17 protein-coding genes are annotated in these 17,573 nt (G+C 40.1%); 14 read left to right on the top strand and 3 right to left on the bottom strand.

Features of this window, described 5'->3' with window-relative positions; genetic code table 11:
• Window positions 1-129: 129 nt before the first annotated feature.
• From J5X91_RS05245 to J5X91_RS05205, 9 genes are all read left to right on the top strand, one after another.
• Entirely contained in the window at window positions 130-1,209 is a 1,080-nt protein-coding gene (locus J5X91_RS05245) for a pilus assembly protein PilM (protein ID WP_011329364.1), read from the top strand.
• Window positions 1,197-1,769: a PilN domain-containing protein gene (locus tag J5X91_RS05240; protein ID WP_011329363.1), complete on the top strand. Its 573-nt coding sequence runs from the start codon at window positions 1,197-1,199 to the stop codon at window positions 1,767-1,769. The genes J5X91_RS05245 and J5X91_RS05240 overlap by 13 nt, the downstream gene beginning before the upstream one ends.
• Window positions 1,759-2,361 carry a type 4a pilus biogenesis protein PilO gene (locus J5X91_RS05235; RefSeq protein WP_182677589.1) on the top strand — a complete coding sequence of 201 codons (603 nt, stop codon included), beginning with the start codon at window positions 1,759-1,761 and terminating at the stop codon, window positions 2,359-2,361. Before J5X91_RS05240 ends, J5X91_RS05235 begins: the two co-directional genes overlap by 11 nt.
• Entirely contained in the window at window positions 2,361-2,897 is a 537-nt protein-coding gene (locus J5X91_RS05230) for a pilus assembly protein PilP (RefSeq protein WP_011329361.1), read from the top strand. The genes J5X91_RS05235 and J5X91_RS05230 overlap by 1 nt, the downstream gene beginning before the upstream one ends.
• Entirely contained in the window at window positions 2,884-4,974 is a 2,091-nt protein-coding gene (locus tag J5X91_RS05225; RefSeq protein ID WP_089368803.1) for a type IV pilus secretin PilQ family protein, read from the top strand. Before J5X91_RS05230 ends, J5X91_RS05225 begins: the two co-directional genes overlap by 14 nt.
• Window positions 4,975-5,416: 442 nt before the next feature.
• Window positions 5,417-5,935 carry a shikimate kinase AroK gene (gene aroK / locus J5X91_RS05220; protein WP_008466255.1) on the top strand — a complete coding sequence of 173 codons (519 nt, stop codon included), beginning with the start codon at window positions 5,417-5,419 and terminating at the stop codon, window positions 5,933-5,935.
• Window positions 5,936-5,963: 28 nt separating this feature from the next.
• Window positions 5,964-7,034, top strand: a complete 1,071-nt coding sequence (gene aroB / locus J5X91_RS05215; protein ID WP_208834192.1) for a 3-dehydroquinate synthase — start codon at window positions 5,964-5,966, stop codon at window positions 7,032-7,034.
• Window positions 7,034-8,362, top strand: coding sequence for an AAA family ATPase (locus tag J5X91_RS05210; RefSeq protein WP_208834191.1), 1,329 nt, complete (start codon window positions 7,034-7,036; stop codon window positions 8,360-8,362). Before aroB ends, J5X91_RS05210 begins: the two co-directional genes overlap by 1 nt.
• 53 nt (window positions 8,363-8,415) lie before the next feature.
• Window positions 8,416-9,273 carry a Dam family site-specific DNA-(adenine-N6)-methyltransferase gene (locus J5X91_RS05205; RefSeq protein ID WP_011329357.1) on the top strand — a complete coding sequence of 286 codons (858 nt, stop codon included), beginning with the start codon at window positions 8,416-8,418 and terminating at the stop codon, window positions 9,271-9,273.
• Here J5X91_RS05205 and J5X91_RS05200 read toward each other — a convergent pair.
• Both J5X91_RS05200 and J5X91_RS05195 read right to left on the bottom strand, forming a co-directional pair.
• Window positions 9,230-9,415: a DUF2970 domain-containing protein gene (locus J5X91_RS05200; protein WP_041454590.1), complete on the bottom strand. Its 186-nt coding sequence runs from the start codon at window positions 9,413-9,415 to the stop codon at window positions 9,230-9,232. The genes J5X91_RS05205 and J5X91_RS05200 overlap by 44 nt on opposite strands.
• A 2-nt stretch (window positions 9,416-9,417) precedes the next feature.
• Window positions 9,418-9,714: a hypothetical protein gene (locus J5X91_RS05195; RefSeq protein WP_208834190.1), complete on the bottom strand. Its 297-nt coding sequence runs from the start codon at window positions 9,712-9,714 to the stop codon at window positions 9,418-9,420.
• A gap of 215 nt (window positions 9,715-9,929) precedes the next feature.
• Here J5X91_RS05195 and rpe point away from each other — a divergent pair, with 215 nt between their 5' ends.
• Genes rpe through trpS form a run of 3 tightly spaced genes read left to right on the top strand, consistent with a single transcriptional unit; the run spans window position 9,930 to window position 12,315 of the window.
• Complete coding sequence (gene rpe, locus J5X91_RS05190) at window positions 9,930-10,613, top strand: ribulose-phosphate 3-epimerase (RefSeq protein ID WP_208834189.1); 684 nt, start codon at window positions 9,930-9,932, stop codon at window positions 10,611-10,613.
• Entirely contained in the window at window positions 10,613-11,278 is a 666-nt protein-coding gene (locus J5X91_RS05185) for a phosphoglycolate phosphatase (protein ID WP_208834188.1), read from the top strand. The genes rpe and J5X91_RS05185 overlap by 1 nt, the downstream gene beginning before the upstream one ends.
• Window positions 11,279-11,310: 32 nt before the next feature.
• Window positions 11,311-12,315, top strand: a complete 1,005-nt coding sequence (gene trpS / locus J5X91_RS05180) for a tryptophan--tRNA ligase (protein ID WP_011329353.1) — start codon at window positions 11,311-11,313, stop codon at window positions 12,313-12,315.
• A gap of 141 nt (window positions 12,316-12,456) precedes the next feature.
• Here the strand turns inward: trpS and uvrA are convergent, their stop codons facing one another.
• Window positions 12,457-15,279, bottom strand: a complete 2,823-nt coding sequence (uvrA, locus tag J5X91_RS05175) for an excinuclease ABC subunit UvrA (protein ID WP_208834204.1) — start codon at window positions 15,277-15,279, stop codon at window positions 12,457-12,459.
• A 161-nt stretch (window positions 15,280-15,440) separates the two neighbouring features.
• Between uvrA and J5X91_RS05170 the strand changes: the two genes are divergently transcribed.
• On the top strand, window positions 15,441-16,808 hold the full coding sequence (locus J5X91_RS05170; protein ID WP_208834187.1) for an MFS transporter: 1,368 nt from the start codon (window positions 15,441-15,443) through the stop codon (window positions 16,806-16,808).
• 20 nt (window positions 16,809-16,828) lie between these two features.
• Window positions 16,829-17,563, top strand: a complete 735-nt coding sequence (ssb, locus tag J5X91_RS05165) for a single-stranded DNA-binding protein (protein ID WP_208834186.1) — start codon at window positions 16,829-16,831, stop codon at window positions 17,561-17,563.
• Window positions 17,564-17,573: the final 10 nt, after the last annotated feature.

The raw sequence follows: 17,573 nt of genomic DNA, 5'->3' as shown, positions 1-17,573 counted from the left end.
ATATTTCCCTAAATGGACTCCCAATTACAAGTTGAGGCTGCTAGTATATATTGATTAAAAAATGAATAGTATTTTTTCAGATAAGAATTATAACTTGTTTATTATTAAAACAAAGGCAAAGTTGCAAACATGCTAAGTCAACTATTTAAAAAGCCATCGCCGATGATGGTAGGCATTGATATAGGATCGCACTCTATCAAAGCTGTACTGTTAAGTGAAACAGACACTGGGCTTCGATTAGAAGCACTTGCAATTGAACCTATGCCAAAAGGCGCCATGAGTGAGCGTACTATTCAAGATATTGAAGCAATTGGTAATGTAATAACTAAATTAAAACGAAAATTACCTAAATCACTAAAAGAAGCTGCGGTGGCTGTTTCAGGCCAGACCGTGATCACCAAGGTGATTTTCATGGATGTCACCTTAAGTGACGCTGAATTAGAATCGCAAATTGAAATTGAAGCAGACAGCTTAATTCCTTATCCATTAGATGAAGTTAATCTTGATTTTGAAAAGCTATCAACCAATGCCGCCGATCCTAGTAAAATGAATGTATTGCTTTCGGCTGCGCGTACTGAAAGCGTTGAAGCACGTGTTGGCGCGTTAGAAGCGGCTAACTTAGTTGCTAAAGTGGTTGACGTAGAAAGCTACGCATTAAGCCGAGCAATGGATGTGTACTATCAACAGTTACCAAGTGATGCATTTAATAAGTGCGTTGCAATTGTCGATATTGGCGCGGTATTAACACTCGTAAGTGTAGTGCAAGCGGGCGATACAATTTATACCCGCGACCAAGTGTTTGGTGGCGATCAATACACTAATAGTATTGTTACTTATTATAATAAAGGCTTTGATGAAGCTGAAATTGGTAAAGCAACCGGCGACTTACCGCCAAATTATACTTTTGAAGTACTTGCACCTTTTCAAACAGCCTTGCTACAACAAGTGCGCCGCGCGGTGCAAATGTTTTTAACCACCACGGGTAAAGATCAGCTAGATTATATTGTATTAACCGGTGGTACAGCTATGATTAGCGGGTTTGAGCGCTTATTAGTCGAAGAGTTAGGTATACACACAATTGTAGCCGAGCCATTTGTAAATATGGAAATATCTCCTAGAGTTGACCGTAATGTATTACAGCGTCATCGCACGCAATTTGCTATTGCAACAGGACTCGCTTTGAGGAGCTTTTCATCATGCCACATATAAATTTACTGCCTTGGCGTGAACTACAGCGTGAAGACTCAAAAAAGAAGTTTATTACTTCATTAATTGCAGTTGTTGTTTTGTGTTTTTTGAGTATGTATTTATTGAGCTCATTTTATGGCGCTTTAAAAGAGGGTCAAAATCTAAAAAACAATTACCTTAGTGCAGAAATAAGTATGCTAGATAAAGAAATAAGAGACATTAGAGAGCTAGATAAGAAAAAAGAAAACCTGCAGCAGCGTATGCGCTTAATTGAAAACCTGCAAAGGAGTCGTAATTTAGGCACGCAAATTATGGATGAAGTCGCAAAAATAGTACCTGCAGGGGTTTATTTAACTAAGCTAGAGCGACGCGGTAATCAAATTCATGTACTTGGAAAAAGCGAATCGAATAATCGCCTTTCAACCTTGTTACGTGAAGTGCAAGGTTCTTATTTATTAGAGCGCCCAGTAATGCAAGGTATTGTTGCTGGCGATAAATCGTCGCGTTTGTTGAGTGATTTTAATATGGAATTTTATGTAAAACCATTCGATAAAATTGGCGAGGTACATGATGAACCTTGATTTTAAAGCATTTAAAGATGTAGATTGGAATGAAATAGAACTTGATAATATAGGTGAATGGCCGGTTATTGTTAAAGTTATTTGCGGTGCTTTTATTGCGGGTTTAGTGTTGTTTTTTAGCTATAGCTTATTAGTTTCAGATGAAATAGACAGTTATCACAACGCGGTAGCCAAAGAGGTGGAGCTGCGCACTACTTATCGCACCAAATATGCGGTAGCCAGTAAACTAGATATTTATCGGCTGCAAATGATTGAAATGGAAGATAAGTTTTCTCAGCTATTAAAACGCCTACCAACCTCTAATGAAACCCCAGGCTTATTAGATGACTTATCTTATGTGGGTACTACCAGTGGCTTAACCTTTTTAAAAATTGGTTGGTTGCCTGAAGTTGAAAAAGAATTTTATACCGAATTGCCAATAAAAATAGAAGTGGTAGGGACCTACCATGAATTTGGTCAGTTTGTAGGTAAAGTGGCTCAATTACCGCGAATTGTTAGTTTACATGACTTTTCTATTTTATCATCTGGAGAAAAGCAGTTAACATTTAGTGTGATTGCAAAAACTTATCGCTACGAAGAGGGGACTAAATAATGAATAAACTCCCTTTAGTGGCTATTTTTACAATGTTATTGAGTGGCTGTAATAGTGACACTTCTGAACAAAAAGAATTTATTGATCAGGTAAAAGCAAGTACAACCCCCAGAGTGGAAAAAATACCAGAGCTCATTCAGTTTGAGTATTTTGAATACAATGCAGGTCAATTGCGTAGCCCATTTGTAGCTCCACAACCTGAAATTATACAAAATAAGTTAACGCAAATTAAAAATTGTTTGCACCCAGATCCAGATAGGGTTCGTGAGCCATTAGAAAAATATCCGCTAGATAACCTAGCGATGAAAGGCACGCTAGGCTCTAATAGCCAAACGTGGGCACTTATTACTGCTGCTGATGCAACGCTGCATAGAGTAACCGTAGGGAGTTACTTGGGCACTTACGACGGAAAAGTAAAAAAAGTGAGTAGTGACTATATTGAGTTAATAGAATTAATCCCTGATGGATCTGGCTGTTGGAAAGAGCGTCAGACTAAATTAGAAATGTTAGAGGCGACAATTGATGGCGCAAATTAATAACAAAAAAGGTCATACAAATATGTATAAGGATGTAGGTTCGCTTCATCGTGTATTGTCAGCTTTATTAGTGATTTTTGCACTATTAATAGCTAAAACTGCGGTAGCTGAGCCGCTACTTTATGACGTGCGCTATAATCCATTATTAAAAGGCGAAACCGAACTACAGCTGGTATTTGATGAAGAATTAACCCAGCAACCAAGTATTCAAGTGTTCAATAGCCCAGCGCGTATAGAAATGCTGTTTACCAATGCACAGTTAGATCAAGGGTTAGCCGATGTTGCTGTTAATTTGGCTGGAATAAATAATGTAACCAGCGTAATGACAAGTAACGGTTTAAAAGTAACGGTACATCTTGAGCGTTTGAAAATTTATGAAACCCAGGTTAATAATAATCTGGTCTCGCTGCGTATCTCTGATAATCCATTAACCGAGCAAGCGCTAACGACTGATGATGCTGCAGATAGCATTGGCGGTAGTTACATTAATCGTATTCAATCTATTGATTTTCGCCGTGGTGAAAAGGGCGAAGCTAAAGTATTGGTATTTTTGCAAGATACTCAAGCCGCAATAGAAGTACATGAAAGTGGCGGTAAAATTATTGCAGAGTTTCATCACACTGATATTTTAGATGATTTATTATACGAATTAGATGTACTTGATTTTGGTACTATCGTAAGCAATATAGAAACCTTTAAAGAAGATAACCTGAGCCGAATTGTTATTGAGCCAAACGCAGCATTTACGTTTACTTATCAGCAAATAGATAATATTTTTACCTTAAATGTTGAGAAAGACGAAACCCAAAATGCTTACCTTGATGGTGGTAAAGAATATCAAGGTCGACCAATGACCCTGAACTTTCAAGACATTTCGGTACGTGCAGTCTTGCAAATTATAGCCGGATACAACGACTTTAACTTAGTAACCAGTGATTCTGTAACGGGCAATATAACGCTACGTTTAGATGGCGTGCCATGGGATCAAGCGCTTGATGTGGTACTCAGAATAAAAGGCCTTGATAAGCGTATGGATGGCTCTATTTTAATGGTAGCCCCATCAGAAGAGCTTGCAGCACGTGAAGCAAAAGATTTAAAAGCAAAGCAACAAGTAGAAGATTTAGAGCCTTTGTACAGCGAGTACATTCGCTTAAATTATGCAAAGGCCGAAGATTTTGCAGATTTACTAAAAACGGACACTAACAGCATTATAACCCCAAGAGGGAGTGTGTCGGTTGATCAGCGTACCAATACATTATTAATGAAAGATACGGCAAAAAGTATCGAAAGCGTACGCCGCATGGTCGAAACGCTAGATATACCCGTAAAGCAGGTTGTAATTGAAGCGCGCATGGTAACCGTACGCGACAACGTTACAGAAGATTTAGGGGTACGTTGGGGCTTTAGTGATCAGCAAGGAACCGATGGTATTTCAGGCACCCTAGAGGGGGCTGAAAACATCTCTAATGGTAATATTCCAAGCTTGTCTGATAGATTAAATGTAAACCTGCCGGTTGCCAATCCTTCAGCTAGCATAGGTATGCATATTGCTAAACTAGCTAATGGTACGTTAATTGATTTAGAGCTAACTGCGCTTGAAGAAGAAAATAAAGGTGAAATTATTGCCAGTCCGCGAATTACTGCGGCTAACCAGCAAAAGGCGAGGATTGAACAAGGTACCGAAATACCTTATGTTGAATCAGCCTCTAGTGGTGCGACAACAGTAAGCTTTAAAAAAGCAGTACTTAGCTTAGAAGTAACACCGCATATAACACCTGATAACAAAGTTATTTTGAATTTAATTATCACTCAAGATACCCGAGGTGATACAGTACAGACCGGAACAGGCCCTGCGGTTGCAATTGATACGCAACAAATTGAAACGCAGGTACTGGTAGAAAATGGCCAAACAGTTGTTTTGGGTGGTATTTTTCAACAGCAAATTATTAATTCGACCAAAAAAGTTCCTTTATTGGGCGACATTCCATACATTGGAAGACTGTTTAAAAGTACCAGTGAGTTTAACGAAAAGCGTGAACTACTGATTTTCGTCACTCCTAAGATACAAGTTGATTAGGGCGTGATTATATTTGAATATTGATTTTGCAGCACTCTACTTAGTTTACTAAGTAGAGAATATGCAGTGTGGTTACTTCCCAAAATATGCGATAGCAGCATAAAACCAACATGCGCTGCCCTTCGGGTGCACTCTAGTGTTATTTTGCGCTTTACTGTGTGAGTTTTACATAACATTACGTAGTAAAGTTATCAGTAATTTGATAAATACAACTTTGGATTGCACAAATTTTAACCATGAAAAATAAATACTCCCTAAAATAAGCTAATGTTTTGTTAACTAATGGATGATTATTTAGATTAATTGCTCGTTATATGGCTTTTTATGCTAATTGACTTGAAATACCCAACCGATTACTGAGATAATCCTCTCCTTAATTTTGGGGCCAGGTCGTTAGGCGGGGTTTTATTTCAAATTTTAGAGTTCGTTTGTACTAAAAGATATGGCTGAGAAACGTAATATATTTCTAGTTGGCCCCATGGGGGCTGGCAAAAGTACGATTGGTCGTCACATCGCTGACCAATTACACCTTGAATTTGTTGATTCTGATCAAGAAATCGAACGCCGTACCGGTGCAGATATTGCCTGGGTGTTTGATCTTGAAGGTGAAGAAGGCTTTAGACTTCGTGAAGAATCTGTTATTGGCGATCTAACCGAAATGCAGGGTATTGTACTTGCAACCGGTGGTGGTTCAGTAATGAGTAAAGAAGTTAGAAACAAGCTTTCGGCTCGCGGTATTGTAGTATACCTAGAGACACCGATTGAAAAACAAGTTGCACGCACACAACGCGACAAGCGTCGCCCATTACTGCAAACAGAAGAAGCACCTCGTGATGTATTAGAACGTTTAGCAGAAGAACGCGAACCGTTATATAAAGAAGTGGCTGATTTTGTTGTACGCACTGATGAGCAAAGCGCTAAAGTTGTTGCTAACCAAATCATCGAGAAATTGGATTTTTAATTACTAATATTAAAGGAAATAGCTAAGCATGCTTGAATTATCTGTTAATTTAGACGAGCGAAGTTACCCTATTTATATTGGTCAATCTACACTTCAAGATAATGGCCGCCTAGTTCATCACATTGGTGATTGTCGGCCTATCATCATTACTAACGACACTATTGCGCCTTTTTATTTACAAGGCTTATTAGCGCAGTTAGCAACATTGAATCCACTGCACTTTATTATTCCTGATGGCGAGCAATATAAATCGCTTACTTGGTTTGAAAAAATATCGGCATTCTTACTCGAAAATAACTGTGGTCGTGACACCTGCTTAATTGCATTAGGTGGCGGCGTTGTTGGTGATTTAACTGGTTTTGTTGCTGCATGTTATCAGCGTGGCATTCCCTTTATTCAAATGCCAACGACACTATTATCACAAGTTGATTCGTCGGTAGGTGGAAAAACAGCGGTAAATCATCCACTAGGTAAAAATATGATTGGGGCATTTTATCAGCCACAAGCCGTTTTTATCGACACACAATCATTACATACTTTACCTGCGCGCGAGTTTGCAGCCGGTATGGCTGAAGTGATTAAATACGGTTTGATTTACGATACTGAGCTATTTGCTTACTTAGAGCAAAATGTTGAGCGTTTACAGCAATTAGATGAAGCCTGTTTACAGCATATAATTTATAGGTGCTGTGAAATTAAAGCGCTAATTGTAGCTCAAGACGAAAAAGAGCAAGGCCTAAGAGCACTATTAAACTTAGGTCATACCTTTGCGCACGCAATTGAAGCGCAAATGGGGTACGGTGTTTGGCTACATGGCGAAGCAGTAGCAACAGGTATGGTACTTGCTGCAAAACTAGCATATACACGCCAAGATTTAACCGCTGAGGACGTTACGCGTATCTCTGGTTTAATTGCGCAATATAGCTTACCCACGCAGATCCCGGCGGTAATGACCAGCGAGCATTTTTTGCAGCATATGCGTAAAGACAAAAAGAATAAAAAGGGTACTATCCGCTTTATTCTGCCCACCCAATTTGGACAATGTGCATTAGTGGATGATGTTTCAGATGACCAAGTTCGAGCGTTAATCGAGCAATAATGCAGCCACAAATTTTACCAAGCCGTGCGGCATTGGTGGATAGAATCGCACTGCAATTTGAGTACGGACAAAACATGATTGTTTTACTAGGCACCTCTGGCCTAGGTAAAAGCTACCTACTCGAAACTTTTATTACTGATAAATATAACGATTTTAATAAAGCATTTGTGCAAGTAACAGCGCAAATGACAGACATTCAATTAATGAGCGAGCTATTAGAGCAAAGCTTTAATGCACCTTTAATTGATCATAGCTTGAGCCTATCCGAAAACTTTTATCAATTATTACAACAGCAAGCTTGTGGCCCTTGTTTATGGGTGCTAGATAACGCCAGGCACTTATCAGAAGAATTACAGGTAGAGTTAGAACTACTGGCTAAAAACTCCCCCAGTACGCTTTATATTATGCTTGCTGCGCAGTCAAAACTGGCCTTTGCAGCGGCAATAAACATTCACTTAGAGCCATTAAACCAAAGTGAAAGTAAGCAGTTAATGCGTTGGTATTTTAGCGACCTGCCTTATGATGAAGACCCAGTTTATCAAGCTTTTATAGCCGCGGCACAGGGTAATCCTAATTTATTACTGAGCTGGCAAGCAACAGAACATATAGCGGATGTTGTTGTAAAAGATAAAGTATCTTGGCGTTTACACTTATTAATTTTGATGTTAATTATTCTGTTTTTAATAATTGGCTTGTTATATAAATCAGACATGACTCAATGGTGGCAACAATATTATCAGCAAGCTGAGCCTGAAGTGCTCACAACAGCAATTTCGGTTAAGCAAATACAGCAGCCATTAGCGATAGCTAGCGACAATAGCGACAATAGCGTTATTGCAGCGCCACCTAACTTACCTGCAAGCACAGTTGAGCTACAAACACCGCATAATGATGTGCCTGCAATTATGCAAAGTCTGACTGCGAAGCAAACAACTCCCAGCTCTAAAAATACACCATCGGTAGAGCCAAAGATATTAGCAACGCAGCCACACAGTAATATTTCAGCTCAGGTTGAGAGCAAAATACTCACAGGTAATGCATGGTACTTACAACAGCCAGACACAAATACAGTTATTCAATTATTAGCGATTACTCAGCAACAAGTCAGTGCTGAATTTATTAGCCAGCATAAACTACAAAAAGTAGCGCATACCTATCAAACTAAAAGAAACAATAAAACTTGGTGGGTGGTAACAGTGGGTAGTTTTACTGATATGAATGCTGCAAAGTTAGCTATGAGCGCTTTGCCTGCAGAGGTTAAAATAAATAAGCCTTTCTATAAAAAAATAAGCAAAATAAAACAAGAAATTGTATTAGTTGATCAGTAAACTAAGCAACTTTAGTGTAAAATCGCGCAACACCAGATTGAAGTAAAGAGCCAATGCAGCAAAAGAGTAGAGCCTTCCTTAAATGGGCTGGCGGAAAATACAGTCTAGTTGAAGATATTAACGCGCGACTAAAGCAAGCTAGCCAGCAGGCTGATACTTTGGTTGAACCTTTTGTTGGTGCCGGCTCAGTGTTTTTAAATAGCGATTTTAAACACTATATTCTTAATGATATTAATGCCGATTTAATTAATTTATATAAAGAACTTAAAAACTCGCCCGATGAGTTTATAAGTGATGCTAAAAAGCTGTTTGTGGATTTAAATAATCATCCCGACGCTTACTACGAATACCGCGTGCAATTTAATCAAAGTAGCGATATATACGAACGCGCAATGCTGTTTTTATATATGAATAGACACGGTTATAACGGGCTTTGTAGGTATAACTTAAAGGGTATTTTTAATGTACCTTTTGGTAAATACAAAAAGCCTTATTTTCCCGAAAAAGAAATGTACTTTTTTGCTAAAAAAGCGCAACAGGCTACGTTTACCTGCCTTGATTACGATGACATTTTTAAACTAGTACCTAAAAATGCAGTTATTTATTGTGATCCACCGTATGTGCCTTTAAGTAAAACAGCCTCGTTTACCTCGTATGCTAAGGGCGGTTTTAATTTAGATGATCAAGCAAATTTAGCAAATTTAGCCGAGCAAGCGGCGTTTGAAAACGATACTCCAGTGCTTATCTCTAACCATGATACGGTATGGACGCGTAAAATTTATAGCCAAGCCACATTAGATCAAATTCAGGTAAAGCGCACTATTAGCCCTAAAGGTGGATCGCGTAATAAAGTGAGCGAACTAATGGCTATGTACTTAGCACCGAAACAACAATCGCGTAAATCGAAATAATAAAAACAATAAAAAGCATAATAGCTATTATGATAATGCTAACTGGCGAGTGGTGTTTAAAATCTGCGTGGCGTTTATGGTTAGATTGCACCCCAAAAAATGCAGCAAGTACACTTTGTAAGGCGCTAAAAAATTGTCGCATGTTTAAAATGATGGTTTTAAAGAGAGAAGCTTTTTAGAATCACCAGAGCTTGTAAGTAACTCTAATAAATCTAAATAATGAAACTGTGCACTGCGGCTATCGCCTGTTATCCATGAAGACCAAGACGATTCATCTACTATTTTAAGGCAAGCACTTACAGCTGTATCTGTAGAAGTTGTTTGTTTTTGCTGGCAATTGTTAATTGCCGTTAAATCTTGCTCAGAACTTGAGATAAAATTTAACGCTCCAACAAACAAAAATGCTGACGCCATTAATATCCCTGTTTTAAAAGCACGCATGATTTAAACCTAATAATTTGATCCTTTTTTAAGCATAACAAAAATTGCTTAAATAACAAACTTAAATTTTAGCATTAGCTTCTAAAGTCGAATAAAAATAAAGGCTTATCAATAATCTTTATTTTTATTAAGCGATTATATTTGTCGCGATTACTTGGGTAACATCATTAATTAAGTTACATTAACGCAATATATTATTCATTGTCGGATTAACTATGTTGAACCCAGAAAAAAAATACTTAATAGCCCCTTCTATTTTATCTGCTGATTTCGCTAAACTAGGCGAAGATGTTGATAGCGTACTTGCTGCGGGTGCCGATGTGGTTCACTTTGACGTAATGGATAATCACTATGTGCCTAACTTAACTATTGGCCCTATGGTGTGTAAAGCGCTTAGAAATTACGGCATTAAAGCGCCTATTGATGTGCATTTAATGGTTAAACCGGTTGATAGCCTTATTCCTCAGTTTGCCGAGGCCGGCGCTTCAATTATTACTTTTCATCCAGAAGCCAGTGAGCATATTGACCGCACATTACAATTAATAAAAGATCATGGCTGCGAAGCTGGTTTAGTGTTTAATCCAGGCACTAGCTTGAGCTTTCTTGACCATGTGATGGATAAAATTGATGTTATTTTAATTATGTCGGTTAATCCAGGGTTTGGTGGGCAAAGCTTTATTGCGCATACTTTAGAAAAACTACGCCAAGCAAAACAACGTATTGTAGAATCGGGTCGCAATATACGCTTAGAAGTTGATGGCGGAATAAAAGTCGATAACATTGCCGCTGCTGCAGAGGCGGGTGCTGATATGTTTGTAGCGGGTTCAGCCATTTTTAACCAGCCAAATTACCAAGAAGTTATCGATCAAATGCGTGAGCAATTAGGAAGTGTTAAATAATGAAGTACGACCTAGCCCTGTTTGATTTAGATGGCACCTTAGTAGATAGTGTATACGATTTATACATAGCACTTAATCTTACTTTGAGCGACTTAGCATTTCCGATTGTTAGCCAGCGCTTAGTAGAAAGCTGGGTTGGCAATGGTATAGAAGTATTAGTAAAACGCGCACTGAGTGGCGAAATGCAAATAAGTGAGCATTTAGATAAAGCACTTAGCGATAAAGCATTTACATTATTTTACCAACATTACGAACAGCAAGTAGGTGAATATAGCGTACTTTACCAACATGTTGAAACTGGGCTTGCTGCCCTACGTGGTATGCCCAAGGCATTGATCACTAATAAAGATCGGTTATTTACCGAAAAATTACTGGATAAGTTAGCCTTAACGAGTCATTTTGAGCTAATAATTTGTGGTGATGACATGGCTAAAAAGCCATCAGCAGAGCCGTTGTTATTTGCCTGTAATAAACTAAATGTTGAGCCCAGTAAAGCGATTATGATTGGCGACTCTAAAAGCGATATACTAGCTGCCAATGCAGCTAAAATTGACGTTATTGCACTGAGCTATGGTTATAATCAAGGTGAAAACCTTAAGGACTATAATCCACAGTACCTATGCGATAACTTCTTAGATATAATACCTGTTCTTACACAGCACTAAGTGCTGTTAATTAAGCAAAATAAAGGAAAATCATGAGTAAACCAGTAGTTTTAAGTGGCGTGCAGCCAACCGGTGGTATGACAATAGGCAACTATGTTGGCGCTATTAACCAGTGGCTAAAGTTACAGGAAGACTATGATAGCTACTTTATGCTTGCAGATCTTCACGCAGTAACTGTGCGTCAAGACCCTGAATTACTTCGCTCGCGCGTTTTAGATGGCGTAGCGCTTTATACTGCTTGTGGTATTAACCCAGAAAAAGCCGCGTTATTTGTGCAATCGCAAGTACCAGAGCATGCACAACTTGCTTGGGTATTAAATTGTTATGCACAAATGGGCGAACTTAATCGTATGACCCAGTTTAAAGATAAGTCGGCAACGCACGCGCACAATATTAACGTGGGCTTATTTGCTTACCCAGTATTACAAGCGGCCGATATTTTATTATACCAAGCAGAGCAAGTGCCGGTAGGGGAAGATCAAAAGCAACACCTTGAACTAACCCGCGATATCGCAACACGTTTTAACAACCTGTATGGCGAGGTGTTTAAAATACCTCAAGCGTATATTCCAGAGTTTGGCGCGCGAGTAATGAGTTTGCAAGATCCGCTGAAAAAAATGTCTAAGTCTGATGAAAATCTAAATGGTTTTATTATGATGTTAGATGAGCCAAAAAAGATTGAGAAAAAACTGAAAAAAGCAGTTACTGATTCAGACGAACAAGCGCGTATTTACTTTGACCGAGCTGAAAAGCCTGGAGTGTCAAACTTACTTACCTTGTTAAGTGTGGCAACTAAACGTTCAATTGAGGATTTAGTGCCAGAGTACGAAGACAAAATGTACGGCCATCTGAAAAAAGACACTGCAGATGCTGTAGTGGCAATGATTGAGCCAATTCAAGCGCGTTTTAAAGAGATCAGAGAAGATCAAACACTCCTTAATAACATCATGAAGCGTGGCGCAGAAAAAGCCAGCAGCCAAGCCGAAGGTACGTTAAAAGCTGTGTACGATGCACTCGGTTTTATTCCTCGCGGCTAAACCTTGCTAGTTAAAATGATCAATAAAAATGCCGCTTTATTTATAAAGCGGCATTTTTGTTTTATTAGTGTATTTGGCGGTTAATAAAAGAAGTTAACCACCAAATACACAAAAAATGAATAGCTACCCAGCTTGCACTCGTTATTTAAGCAGTTCTTTTAAATAACGGCCAGTATGCGAGCGCTCACACTCGGCTACTTGCTCAGGTGTACCTGCAATGAGTATTTCACCACCGCCAGCTCCGCCTTCAGGGCCTAAATCGATAACCCAATCTGCGGTTTTAATAACATCGAGGTTATGCTCAATAACAACAATAGTATTACCGTGATCGCGCAAGCGATGAAGTACAACAAGCAGCTGTTCAATATCGGCAAAGTGTAAGCCTGTTGTTGGTTCATCAAGTATGTATAGCGTTTTACCGGTATCGCGTTTTGACAGCTCGCGGGCTAATTTAACTCGCTGTGCTTCACCGCCCGAAAGCGTTGTAGCTGCTTGGCCTAAACGAATGTACGATAAACCTACGTCCATCAGGGTTTTAAGTTTGCGTGCAATGGCCGGTATTTTATCAAAGTAGTCGTGGGCATCTTCCACTGTCATGTCGAGTACTTGATGAATATTTTTACCCTTATACAGTACTTCAAGGGTTTCGCGATTATATCGTTTACCCTTACACACGTCGCACGGCACGTACACATCAGGTAAAAAGTGCATTTCTACCTTAATTACGCCATCGCCTTGGCAAGCTTCACAGCGTCCGCCTTTAACGTTAAAGCTAAAGCGACCTACTTTATAACCACGAGAGCGCGACTCTTGCGTACCGGCAAATAATTCACGAATACCAGTAAAAATACCAGTATAAGTAGCCGGGTTCGAGCGTGGTGTGCGGCCAATTGGGCTCTGATCAATGTCGATCACTTTATCAAAATGCTCAAGCCCTGTAATTGATTTATACGCAGCAGCTTCGGCAGTTGTTGCGCCATTTAATTCAGTATGCGCAAGCTTAAATAAGGTGTCGTTTATGAGCGTAGATTTGCCCGAGCCAGACACACCCGTTACACAGGTCATTAAGCCAAATGGAATTTTTAAATCAACATTTTTTAAGTTGTTACCAGTAGCGCCAAATAACTCCAGCCATTTGTCGTTAGTGGGGTGGCGTAATTTAGGTATTTCTATTCTACGTACGCCGGATAAAAACTGCCCAGTAACCGACTCTTTACAGGCTAAAATATCGTCGCGAGTACCTTGGGCAATAATATGCCCGCCATGCACACCAGCACCTGGGCCAATATCAATAATGTGATCGGCTGCGCGAATAGCATCTTCGTCGTGCTCAACCACAATAACGGTATTACCTAAATCGCGTAAATGCACCAATGTTTTTAATAATCGGTCGTTATCGCGCTGATGCAAACCAATTGATGGCTCATCCAGTACATACATAACACCCACTAGGCCTGCGCCAATTTGGCTTGCAAGGCGAATACGTTGTGCTTCACCGCCCGAAAGAGTATCGGCACTTCTATCGAGTGAGAGGTAGTTTAAACCCACGTTAATTAAAAACGATAAACGGTCGCGAATTTCTTTTAATATTTTTTCAGCTATTTGGCCTCTTTGTCCGGTTAGTTTTAACCCTTCAAAAAAGTCCATTGCTTCACCAATACTCATATGAGTAATAGTGGGTAAGTTAGTTTGGCCAATAAATACATGGCGCGACTCTTGGCGTAAACGCGAGCCATGACAGCTAGGGCAGGCCTGGCTGGTTTGATACTTTGCTAGTTCTTCACGTACCGAGTTTGATTCAGTTTCACGGTAGCGACGGTACATATTATTAAGTACCCCTTCAAACTCGTGATTACGGGTAATTAAATCGCCGCGGTCGTTACGGTAGCTAAAGGCTATTTTAGTAGTGTCTGAGCCTTCTAAAATGATTTTTTGCGAGGTTTTATCTAAATCCTGATATGGCACATCTAAATCAAAATTATAATGCTGCGCAACGGCTTGTAGCATTTGGTAATAATAAAAACTGCGTTTATCCCAGCCTTTAATTGCGCCACCGGCCAAGCTTAGTTCAGGGTTTTGTACTACGCGGTTTGGATCAAAATATTGGCGTACGCCTAGGCCGTCACAGCTTTGGCATGCTCCGGCTGGATTGTTAAACGAAAACAATCTTGGCTCTAACTCGGTCATGGCATAGCCACAAGTAGGGCAGGCAAAATTAGCCGAAAACAGCATTTCTTCTGCGCTGCTGTCATCCATATAAGCTATGTTAGCCACGCCACCCGACATTTCTAATGCAGCTTCAAATGACTCAGCTAAACGCTGTTGTTGGCCATCTTTTACTTTAAAGCGGTCTACAACTACTTCTATAGTATGTTTTTTATGTAGATCAAGTGGCGGTGGATCCGATAGGTCACATACTTCGCCATCTATGCGGGCACGAATGTAGCCTTGGCTCGCCAATTGCTCAAGGAGCTTAACATGCTCACCTTTACGCTCTTTTATTACCGGTGCAAGCAACATGAGTTTACTGCCCTCAGGCAGAGCTAAAACAGTATCAACCATTTGGCTAATAGTTTGTGCGGCTAACGGTAGGTCGTGAGTTGGGCAACGCGGTTCGCCCACGCGGGCAAACATTAAACGTAAATAGTCATAAATTTCGGTAATCGTACCCACAGTCGATCGCGGGTTGTGCGATGTTGACTTTTGCTCAATAGAAATAGCCGGAGAAAGACCTTCAATATGATCTACATCGGGTTTTTCCATCAGTGACAAAAACTGCCTTGCATACGCAGAAAGTGATTCAACATAACGACGCTGCCCCTCTGCATACAAAGTATCAAATGCAAGCGAAGACTTACCCGAACCAGATAGGCCAGTAATAACAATTAGCTTATCACGTGGGATGGTTAGGCTGATGTCTTTTAAATTGTGCGTGCGGGCGCCTCGGACTTCAATGTTTTCCATGCTATCTCGTCTATTACCAAAATTATTTGTCCAGTATCGCATAATACGTAACATTATTAATCTATGATCAATGAAAAATCCTTACTTATGACGATTAATTATTAGTAAGCTTATGGTAGAATCTCAGCCTAAATTTTCCACACAGTAAGATCACGCAAATAATGACCGCATCTTCACTTAATTCACGAGAAAAACGCGCTGCTATATCGCTAGCTAGTGTGTTTGCATTTAGAATGCTCGGCTTATTTATGCTGATGCCTGTATTAGCTATTTATGGCCAATCATTGGAGGGCTTTTCGCCTATCTGGATAGGCTTTGCTATTGGCGCGTATGGTTTAACCCAAGCGGTATTGCAAATACCTATGGGTCGATTGTCTGATAAAATTGGCCGTAAAAAGGTTATTGTTGGCGGCTTACTAATGTTTGCGCTGGGCTCGGTAATAGCGGCATTAGCCGATTCAATTCAAATGGTTACAGTTGGACGTGCGTTACAAGGTATGGGCGCTATAGCCAGTGCATTACTGGCGTTTGCTTCCGATTTAAGCCGCGATGAACAACGCCCCAAAGTAATGGCTGTTATTGGTATGAGCATAGGCATGAGCTTTGCGTTTGCTATGTTACTTGGGCCAATCGTCGCTGCCTCGTGGGGTATTTCGGGGGTATTTTGGTTAACCGCAATATTAGCTATGGTCGGCATATTTATAGTGACTATGCTAGTACCTAATGCGGTTAATAAAGCTCCTAAAGGCGATACGCTCGCCAGCTTTAGCGATATTAAAAAATTGATTAAACACCCGCAGCTAGCGCGCTTAAATGCGGGCGTATTACTATTACATTTAACCCTCACTACTATTTTTGTAGTGTTACCGAGTCAGCTTATTAAAGATGGCTTAGTGGCCGATAATCACTGGCATTTATATATCCCAGTATTATTTTTAGCTTTTTTATTAATGGTGCCTATTATGATAATCGCCATTAAAAAAGAGAAAGAAAAGCAGGCATTTATTGGCTCCGTTATACTGTTAATGTTGAGCATGCTGGCTATGTCGGTATGGGTTAACAGTATTGTAGGTATTGCTGCTTGTATGCTGTTGTATTTTGTTGCATTTAACTTTTTAGAAGCCACCATGCCAGCGCTAGTATCGCGTATTGCACCAGCAAGCCAAAAAGGTTCTGCCATGGGTGGGTATTCTACTAGCCAGTTTTTAGGTGCCTTTTTAGGCGGTATGCTTGGCGGTTATGTAGCACAAACCACAACAACGCAAGCGGTGTTTGCGGCAGCGGCACTTGTTGGGTTAATATGGCTTATTATTGCGTGGAAAATGCAAGTCCCACCCAAAAGTAAAGTTATTAGCTTAATGACCAAATTAGACTCAGAAGAGCAGGCACAGTCGCTTGCTTCTCTGTTAGTTGCTTTACCTGGCGTAATAGAAGCAACTGTAGTGCGCGACGAAAGCCGCAGCTACTTAAAGATTAATGATAAAGAATTTGACCTAGACCAAGCACGTAAAGTAGCTGGTTTAATCTAACGTTTATAGGAGATAGTTCCATGGCACGCGGTGTGAACAAAGTAATTTTGGTTGGTAATTTAGGACAAGATCCTGAAGTACGTTATATGCCTAATGGCAACGGTGTAGCAAATATCACCTTAGCAACTTCAGATAGCTACAAAGACAAAAACACTGGCCAAATGGTTGATAAAACTGAGTGGCACCGTGTGGTATTTTTTGGCAAGTTAGCAGAAATTGTTGGTGAATATTGCCGTAAAGGTTCACAAATTTATGTTGAAGGTAAACTTCAAACACGTAAATGGACTGACCCACAAGGCCAAGAAAAATACACGACTGAAATTGTAGTTGACGGTTTTACCGGCCAAATGCAAATGTTAGGGAGCCGTGGTGGCGACCAGCAAGGTGGGCAACAAAGTGGTGGTTACCAAGGTAATCAATCACAAGGCGGACAGCAAAGTGGTGGTTATCAAAATAACCAATCACAAGGCGGCCAACAAAGTGGTGGTTACCAAAGCAACCAGGGGCAAAATAACCAACAGCAAGGCGGTTATACTCCACAACAGCAGTCTGCACCAGCAGCACAGCCACAGTCGGCTCCTACACCACAACAAAATAACCAATATCAGCAGCCACAAGGTGGTTTTGCACCACAGCAAAGCAGTGCACCACAACAGCAAGGTGGCTTTGCTCCTAAACCGCAAAATGTTCCACAAGGCGGCGCGTCTAACCCAATGGAACCAACCATTGATTTTGACGACGACATACCGTTCTAACCAAAGACAA

Origin of the sequence: Pseudoalteromonas sp. K222D (assembly GCF_017653575.1) — a bacterium.
In the GTDB taxonomy this organism is placed as follows: Bacteria; Pseudomonadota; Gammaproteobacteria; order Enterobacterales; family Alteromonadaceae; genus Pseudoalteromonas; species Pseudoalteromonas nigrifaciens.
This window is presented reverse-complemented; position numbering and strand designations above follow the sequence as displayed.